This window comes from Streptomyces palmae, assembly GCF_004684805.1.
Classification (GTDB): Bacteria; Actinomycetota; Actinomycetes; order Streptomycetales; family Streptomycetaceae; genus Streptomyces; species Streptomyces palmae.
On the sequence record NZ_SRID01000032.1, the window covers coordinates 23,319 to 31,464 of the forward strand.

The window sequence follows — 8,146 nt, forward strand, 5'->3', positions numbered from 1 at the left end:
CATCCACTCGAAGGAGAGAGAACCCATGCCCCAGCGCACTGTGACCGTAGGCTCCCGCAGCGGACTGCACGCCCGGCCGGCCTCGCTGTTCGTCCAGGCCGCCGCCAAGCAGCCGGTCAAGGTGACCGTCGCCCGCGATGGCCAGCCCCCGGTCGACGCCCGGAGCCTGCTGTCCGTGCTGGCCCTGGGTGCCCAGCACGGCGACACCGTGGTGCTGGCCGCCGAAGGAGACGGCGCGGAGACCGCCATCGAGGAACTGGCCGCCCTGATCGCCGCCGACCTCGACGCCAAGGAGTAGCCGTGACGGCCCTGATGACCGGCATCGGGGTCGGGTCCGGCAGCGCCGCCGGCCCCGTCGCCCGCATGGCGCCGCCGCCCGCCCTGCCCGCGCCGCGTACCGTCGCGGGAGCCGAGGCAGCTGCCGAGGCCGCCGCGGTCCGCGCGGCACTGTGCCAGGTCGCCGCCGACATGGAGCAGCGCGCGGCAGCCGCCGCGGGCGCCGCGGCCGAGGTGCTGTGCGCCCAGGCCCTGATGGCCGCCGATCCGACGCTCGCCGACCGGGCCGCGGCCCTGGTCCTGGACGGCACCGACGGACCGCACGCGCTCGCCGCGGCCTTCGGCGAGTTCCGCGCGGGACTCGAAGCGGCCGGCGGCTACTTCGCCGAACGGGTGGCCGACCTGGACGACCTGCGGGACCGTTCGGTGGCGCGGCTGTTGGGCCTGCCCATGCCCGGCCTGCCGGACCCGGGCCACCCGTACGTCCTGGTCGCCGACGACCTGGCCCCCGCCGACACCGCCCTGCTCGACCCGGCCACGGTCCTCGCCCTGGTCACCCAGCGGGGCGGCCCCACCAGCCACACCGCGATCCTGGCCAAGATCCTCGGCCTGCCCGCAGTGGTCGGCTGCCAGGACGCGGAGCGGCTGACCGACGGCCGGCCGGTGCTGGTGGACGGGGCCGCCGGCACCGTCGAGGCCGACCCGCGGCCGGAGACCGTCGCCGAGGCCGCCGCCCGCGAGGAGCGGCGCCGCCGGCAGGCGGCCCGCACCCGCGGGCCCGGCCGGACCTCCGACGGCCACCCGGTGAAACTGCTGGTCAACCTGGGCGCGCTGCATGAACTGCCGGCCGCGGCGGCGGCCGACAGCGAGGGCGTGGGGCTGTTCCGCACCGAGTTCCTGTATCTCGACCGCGCCCAGGCCCCCTCCCTGGAGGAGCAGACCGCCGCCTACCGGGAGGTGTTCACCGCCTTCGCGGGCCGCCGTGTCGTCGTCCGCACCCTCGACGCGGGTGCGGACAAACCGCTGCCGTTCGCCACCGCCCCCGACGAGCAGAACCCGGCCCTCGGCATACGCGGCCTGCGCACCGCCACCCGCGACCCCGAACTGCTCCGTACCCAGCTGGCCGCCATCGCGAAGGCGGCGGAGGGCAGTACGGCCGAGGTGTGGGTGATGGCCCCCATGGTCTCGGTGCCCGAGGAGGCCGCCGACTTCGCCGCGGCGGCCCGCGCCCACGGGCTGCGCACCGCCGGAGCCATGGTGGAGGTCCCGGCGGCCGCGCTGCGCGCCGGGGCGGTGGCGCGAAGCTGCGAGTTCCTCAGCATCGGCACCAACGACCTGGCCCAGTACGCCTTCGCCGCCGACCGGACCCTCGGCAGCCTTGCCGCGCTGCTGGACCCCTGGCAGCCGGCCCTGCTCGACCTGATCCGCATGGCCGCACAGGCGGGGGAGCGGCACGGCCGTCCGGTCGGGGTGTGCGGCGAGGCGGCCGCCGACCCGGCGCTGGCCCTGGTCCTGACCGGCCTCGGGGTCACCAGCCTCTCGGCCGCCCCGAGTTGCCTGGGCGAGGTCCGGGCCGCCCTCGCGGCGCACACCCTGGACGACTGCCGCCGCCTGGCCGACCGCGCCCTCGCGGCGCCCGACGCAGCCACCGCCCGCGCCGAGGTACTGGCCACCCTGGGCTGACCCATCGACCGCCGGATACGGCGGGGCACAGTGTGGGCCCGCCCGCCCGCTTGAGGCAGCCGGGCGGGCGGGCCCGCTGGGCTGTCCACGCTCGGACACCTCTTACGGCGAGCGCCCGTAGCCCGTACACCGTCGGAAACCAGCCACCGTCACCCCGCGTCCCAGACTCGCGAACGGTCACCGAGCGGGTGGCGCGGAACGAACGGGCAGGGGACAGCCGGATGCGAGCGACAGGCCAGGGGATGCGCCGGCGGACAGGCACCCGCAGGTGGCTGGCCTGCCTGGCGGTGGTCGCGGTGACCGTGCTGACCGGGTGCAACGGCGACGACCAGGCCGGCCCGTCCAAGCCGACCAAGTCCACCAAGTCCACCAAGTCCACCAAGTCCACCAAGCCTTCCACGTCGGACGCACCGTTCGGGGCAGGCTGGGACCGCGCCGCCGACCCGGGCGTCGTCCACCAGGCCGGCGGCCACGGAATCCCCCACTTCCGACTCGCAGAGGGCTACTCGGGCACACCCCGCCGCTGGGGCACCCTCCTCCGAAGGGGTGCGAGCACGACCATGGGCAGTGGGCCGTCGACGCCAAGAACGAGAACCGTCCGGGCTCCGTCGCCTACTCGTGGTCCTCGCTCTCCACCACCTGCGAGGTGGACACCGAGGTGAACCTGAAGCCGCCCAACGGACGGCACCCGCACTACCGCACCGCCGCCGACATCCCGGCGGACGTCGACAAGTCGGCCCGTACGGTACGCACCGCGCTCGGCCCGGCCCGGGTCTTCACCCAGAAGTACACCGTGTGTACCCAGGACTGCCGGAGCTACGACGAGCCCTTCGCGGTCATCACCCTGGACAAGCCCGAGGATCCGCACCACCCCGCGCTGATGTTCACCTCGGAGAGCGGAATCTCCGAGAGCGACCTGGTCCGCGTGATCACCCCGGACCTGCGCCGCGCCTGAACCGGCCCACAGGGGCAGCGGTGCGCGGTGCCGCTTCGCCGTTCACCGGCGGCCGAGGGTGGCGGGTTGGGGAGCCGTGCCATGGCCCACCTCCTCGAACAGCGCTGCCGCTCCGGCGGCGGTGTCGATGACGGTGTCGGTCCGGGTCGGCCGGTAGAGCCGGTCATAGGACATGACCTTGGTGGTGTAGGCGGTGGTGCCGTGGACGTAGCGGGTGGATCCGGCTGCTCGGCCAGCTGCCAGCTGTTCTTCCGGCCAACCGGTCCGAGCAGGCCGCGCACATAGGCCCGTATCCGCCGCCGCGGGTCCACTCCCTCGAACCGGCGCCCCATCCGCACCAGTAGCTCTTCCAGCTCCGCCGACCAAATACCAGGCCGCACATCATCTTGCATGACAAGCACAACGGCCCGCTGCAGCCTAGGTAACGAACTCTCAAAAAACTGACGGGACATCACCTCGCTGCACTCGAGAACACGCCCCTGACCAGTGACGATAGCGAACGCGACTGGAGTATCAGGCAAGGAAGCCGGACTACCGAACGCGTGCTGCGCCGCCGGAGCAGGCTCGTGTCGGGCGGGGATTGCGGCGAAGTCCCGTACGAGTGGCAGCGGACCGTGGCACACTGCGCCGACCGGCCCCGTTGGGGTTGCGTCCGTAGGGGCCAGTGCGTCTCCGAACAGCGTGGTGGGGCAGGTGTGTCGGGGCGACGGGCCCGGCACGCCGCTGTTCGTCCACGGTTCGCCGTCGGGCCCGCTGGTCATACCGCTCTCGAGGAGGATCCCATGCCCTCTCCCGCTGCCAGGAGGCGAACGGTAGCGGCGGTCCATGCCGCGCCGGTGTTCATGGACACCGAGGCGACGGTCGACAAGGCTGTCGACCTCATCGAGCAGGCCGGGCGGGAAGGCGTCGACCTGTTGGTATTTCCGGAGACCTTCGTGCCCGGCTACCCGTACTGGATCGAGGCGTACGCCCCGCTGGACCAGCAGGCCGCCAACGCCGCCTACGCCGGGGCGTCCGTCGAGGTGCCGGGACCTCAGACCGCCCGGATCCAATCGGCCTGCCGACGGGCCGGCGTCGGGGCGGTCCTCGGCGTCAGCGAACGTCTCGAAGGCACCCGCACCTGCTTCAACAGTCAGGTCTTCATCGATCCCGGCGGGGCGTTGCTCGGAGTGCACCGCAAGCTCCAGCCCACCTACGCGGAGCGGATCGTGTGGGCTCAGGGCGGCGGCGCCACGCTGCGGGTGTTCGACGGCGCGCTTGGTCGGATCGGTGGACTGGTCTGCTGGGAGCACACCATGAACCTGGCCCGGCAGGCATTGATCGCCCAAGGGCAGGAGATCCATGCGGCGGCCTGGCCCGGGCTGTCGACCATGGCCGGCTTCGAGACGGTCGCCGACGTACAGATCGACGCGATGACGAAGACCCACGCCCTCACCGCCCAGACGTTCGTGGTCTCCGCGGGCAACCCGGTCGATCAGACATGTCTGAGCTGGATGGCGTCCACCCTCGGCCCGCAGGAGCACATCACTGCGGGCGGCGGCTGGTCGGCGGTGATCCATCCCTTCACTCAGTATCTCGCAGGCCCGCACACCGGCCCTGAGGAGCGGCTCGTGACCGCCGCGATCAACCTCGACGACCTCAACGCCGTCAAGGTCTGGGTCGACTCGCGCGGCCACTACGCGCGACCAGAGATCCTCGGCCTGCATGTCGACCACCGTCCGCTCTGGCACGACGAAAGCTACCGCCAGTGGCCCGCCTCCCCTGGCGACGACGGACCCGAGACCGTGGACGGGACGGAATGAGTCACGGGCGTGGGTGCGGGCCGGTTCACCGGCGTTCTTACGACTGTCGGTCCACCGCTCGTGCGGGTAGGGCTTGAGCCACCAGGCTTTCCGATCTCGCGGCCCGCCGTGCGCCCGGAGCGCACTCCCCGCGAGCCGCCGTCGGTCAGCGCCCGGAGCGAATCCGTCCCGGCCGGGGTCGTCACCCCGCGTCCCCGGCGGCGAGGACGGCCTCCAGTAACTGTTCGGCCCGCTGGGCCTTGCCCTGGAACACCAGCACCCGGGCGAGACCGATCTGGGCATCTGCGCCCGGCGGGCCGCACCGAGCGACGCCGAGCGCCTCGACGCCCTCGGCCGGCCGCTGACTGACACGAAGACACCGATGCGGATCCGAGCCGCCGGAGTCATCGTGCTCCTCTGCGCACAGCCCGTGAGCCGCATCGTCCGGGTGCCGCCCGAACCGTCACTCCCAAGCTGGAGAAGGTCCGCTACGGCCGTGTCGGTCGACCTGAGCACCCGCGACGGGGCGCGGTCCATCGTCGCTCAGGGACTCGCCGCGGTCGACGGGATCGACTTCCTCGTCAACAACGTCGGTGCGGGCGACCCGGAAGCGCTGTCCCTCGACGGGTTCCTTGTCGACGACGAGTACGCGGGGCCCGACCGGCGTGGCCGGTGGGGTTCATCAACTCCAAGGTCATGAACCCCGACCGCCGACGGCTCGGTCAAGGTCCGCTGACACACGAGGAGATGGCCACTTGTTCCGGCGTGGAGGTAGTACCGGCGAAGGCGGAGTCGTTGCGGTCGAAGGCGAAGCTGCTGGTGGCCCGGGGCTGGCTGCCCGAGCCCGCGCCGGGCCGGGCCGGGCCGGTTCACGCTCGCGAAGGACGCGGCCGGCCCCATTTACTCGGCCCTGTCGGAACTGGAGCGCGCTACACACCCGTAGGCGACGATGTCCAAAAGTCCAACGCCCTTTTTCTAACCCCTTGAGTATCTGCCGTACCTCCCGCAGGGTGGCTAGCGCTTGCAGCGAACCCATCCAGCGACGGAGGTCCGATGCACGACGAGAACACGACGCCGGCCCCTGACGAGTCCGCCGACGGCTACTCCCGGCGTGCGATGCTGCGTGGTGTCAGCATCGCCGGAGCGGGCCTCGGCCTCGGCGCCCTGACCAGTGGCACGGCACACGCCGACGCCGCCGACCGCGCCCGGGCCGCGGCCTCTCCCGCCGCCGGCCAGGCCACCGACGCGGCACCCGCTCGCAAGGGCGCAACGATGATCGGGGTGCCGTTCGAACGACGCGGAACCGTGCGGGTCGGCATGATCGGGCTCGGCAACCGCGGCAGCGGCATGATCGACCTGTTTCTGGCGATGCCCGGCGTCCAGGTCGTCGCTCTGTGCGATCCGGTCAAGGAGAAGACCGCGGGAGCCGCGAAGAAGGTATCGGATGCCGGCCAGCCTGCGCCCGCGACGTACACGAAGGGGGAAGGCGACTTCGAGAACCTGTGCAAGCGCGGCGACATCGACTTCGTGTACGTGGCGACGCCATGGGACAGCCACTTCGAGATGGCGAAGACGGCGATGCTGAACGGAAAGCACGTCGGTGTGGAGTGCCCGATCGCCCTCCGGCTCGATCAGCTGTGGGAGCTGGTCGACCTGTCCGAGCGCACGCGGCGGCACTGCATGCAGTTGGAGAACTGCTGCTACGGCCGCAACGAGCTGCGGGTCCTACGCATGGCGCACGCCGGGAAGTTCGGGCAGCTGCTGCACGGCGCCGGCGCGTACATCCACGATCTGCGCGGTCTGATGTTCGATCCGCACTACTACGAGGGTCCGTGGCGGCGGCTGTGGCACACGCGGCTGCGCGGCGACCTCTACCCGAACCACGGGTTCGGCCCGGTCGCCAACTACATGGACATCAACCGTGGTGACCGCGTCACCCACATCTCAAGCTTCGGGACGCCCTCGTTGGGGCTCGCCGAGTACCGCGAGGCCAAGATGCCGCACGGCGACCCGAGCTGGAAGGAGACGTACATCGAGAGCGACCGCACGATCAGCCTCGTCCAGACCGCGAAGGGGCGCGTGATCCGGCTGGAGCATGATGTCTCCACACCACACCCCTACTCGCGGATCAACAGCCTCGGCGGCACGAAGGGCGTCTTCGAGGACTACCCCGAGCGCATCTACATAGAACCGGACCACACCGACGACAGCTGGGGTGACTTCTCGAAGTACTCCGACTGGGATCACTGGCTCTGGAAGGAGCACTCCAACCCGCCCGGCGGACACGGCGGTATGGACTACATCATGGTGTTCCGCCTGATGCAGTGCATGCGACTCGGTCTGGTACCCGACTTCGACGTGTACGACGCGGCGACCTGGACATCGCCGGTGCCACTCAGCCACGCATCCATCAAGGCGAACGGCGCACCCCAGCCGATCCCCGATTTCACCCGGGGCCTGTGGGAGAAGACACGCTCGGGCATGGACTCGCAGAACCCCGAAGAGTGACGGTCACAGCGAGGTGAGACCGAGCCGCAGGCCCGGTGCGATTCGCGCATCGGACCTGCGGCAGATGTTGCTGTTTGCAGACCTCGCTGTCGAAGGCCGGCGGGTGACCGCCCTGGCCGCGGCGCTGGAGCCAGGTGCGGATCGCTTTCGAGCTGTAGCCCTTGTCGTCGATGACGTGATCGGGCCAAATCCGTGGCCGGCCGGGCCCGATGCCAGGCACCCGGATGGCGTCCATCACGGTTCGACAGCCTTCGCAACGCGGCCGGCCCGGACCCCTGGTGTGGTGGTCCGGCCGGCTCGGCGGTCGCGGTGGGCGGCGGATCACACGCCGGCCGCGGCGAGGCCGAGGCGGTCCGCCGCGTCCGAGTCGCTCAGCGCCGGGCAGTCGGTGTAGCCGAGGTCCTCGAGGAGGGTGGCGAGGTGGGTGTAGAAGATCGTGTGCGCCAGCACGAAGACGAGGGTGACGGTCAGCATCGGCAGCACTCCGGGCACCTGCAGTGCGGCCCGCATGGGTGTCCCGGCGGAGTGCTCCCGGCCGGGCTGGTCGGACACGAAGGCGGCGATCCAGGCGAGCAGCAGGGTCAGACCGGTCACGATCAGTGGCAGCAGGGCGGGCGCGCACAGCCCGCCCTGCGTCGAGTCGGCGCACGGCCCGGCTGCCGTGGTGGGGCAGTCCGGACCGTGTCGCGCCCGGGTGCCCGGGCCGCTCAGGCCTTCGCTACTGCCGGGTGGGGCGCTCGCCCGGCGGGTATCCGGTCGGGAGATCCGCCGGGGTGCCGTACACGCGCATCCCTGCGGCCGCGGCGAACGCCTGTCCGTTGAGTGCGTTGAGCGCGGTGAACTTCACGTACGAGGCACTCACCGGGGCGAAGGATCGACGGCCTGCCCGACGGCTGGACGGTGGCCCGAGCGGGACAGCTTCACCGGCGTCGCCGGGTCCTTC

The 8,146-nt window shown here is 71.6% G+C and carries 9 protein-coding genes and 1 pseudogene; 6 read left to right on the plus strand and 4 right to left on the minus strand.

What is annotated here, in order from left to right:
* Positions 1–25: 25 nt before the first annotated feature.
* From E4099_RS05955 to E4099_RS05965, 3 genes are all read left to right on the plus strand, one after another.
* Positions 26–298 (plus strand): HPr family phosphocarrier protein, encoded by a 273-nt coding sequence (locus E4099_RS05955; RefSeq protein ID WP_135337880.1) that lies wholly within the window; start codon positions 26–28, stop codon positions 296–298.
* A gap of 14 nt (positions 299–312) precedes the next feature.
* Positions 313–1,959: a phosphoenolpyruvate--protein phosphotransferase gene (ptsP, locus tag E4099_RS05960; protein ID WP_135337890.1), complete on the plus strand. Its 1,647-nt coding sequence runs from the start codon at positions 313–315 to the stop codon at positions 1,957–1,959.
* A 646-nt stretch (positions 1,960–2,605) separates the two neighbouring features.
* Entirely contained in the window at positions 2,606–2,914 is a 309-nt protein-coding gene (locus tag E4099_RS05965; protein WP_135337881.1) for a hypothetical protein, read from the plus strand.
* Between the two features lie 42 nt (positions 2,915–2,956).
* On the opposite strand, the gene E4099_RS34800 is transcribed toward E4099_RS05965, so the two are convergent.
* Positions 2,957–3,088, minus strand: coding sequence for a hypothetical protein (locus tag E4099_RS34800; RefSeq protein WP_280923487.1), 132 nt, complete (start codon positions 3,086–3,088; stop codon positions 2,957–2,959).
* Positions 3,089–3,141: 53 nt separating this feature from the next.
* A pseudogene (locus tag E4099_RS35125) lies at positions 3,142–3,306 on the minus strand (IS701 family transposase); the annotation flags it as partial.
* 390 nt (positions 3,307–3,696) lie between these two features.
* Here E4099_RS35125 and E4099_RS05975 point away from each other — a divergent pair.
* The 3 genes from E4099_RS05975 (at position 3,697) to E4099_RS05990 (ending at position 7,203) form a co-directional block, all read left to right on the plus strand.
* Positions 3,697–4,716 carry a carbon-nitrogen hydrolase family protein gene (locus tag E4099_RS05975; protein WP_135337882.1) on the plus strand — a complete coding sequence of 340 codons (1,020 nt, stop codon included), beginning with the start codon at positions 3,697–3,699 and terminating at the stop codon, positions 4,714–4,716.
* Positions 4,717–5,191: 475 nt separating this feature from the next.
* The gene (locus E4099_RS05980) at positions 5,192–5,395 is read left to right on the plus strand and encodes a hypothetical protein (RefSeq protein WP_209446535.1); all 204 of its coding nucleotides are present in this window, start codon (positions 5,192–5,194) and stop codon (positions 5,393–5,395) included.
* A 353-nt stretch (positions 5,396–5,748) separates the two neighbouring features.
* Positions 5,749–7,203: a Gfo/Idh/MocA family protein gene (locus E4099_RS05990; RefSeq protein ID WP_135337884.1), complete on the plus strand. Its 1,455-nt coding sequence runs from the start codon at positions 5,749–5,751 to the stop codon at positions 7,201–7,203.
* A 321-nt stretch (positions 7,204–7,524) separates the two neighbouring features.
* On the opposite strand, the gene E4099_RS05995 is transcribed toward E4099_RS05990, so the two are convergent.
* Positions 7,525–7,797: a hypothetical protein gene (locus E4099_RS05995; protein WP_135337885.1), complete on the minus strand. Its 273-nt coding sequence runs from the start codon at positions 7,795–7,797 to the stop codon at positions 7,525–7,527.
* Between the two features lie 124 nt (positions 7,798–7,921).
* Positions 7,922–8,065: a hypothetical protein gene (locus E4099_RS32845; protein WP_167828300.1), complete on the minus strand. Its 144-nt coding sequence runs from the start codon at positions 8,063–8,065 to the stop codon at positions 7,922–7,924.
* Between the last annotated feature and the right edge of the window lie 81 nt (positions 8,066–8,146).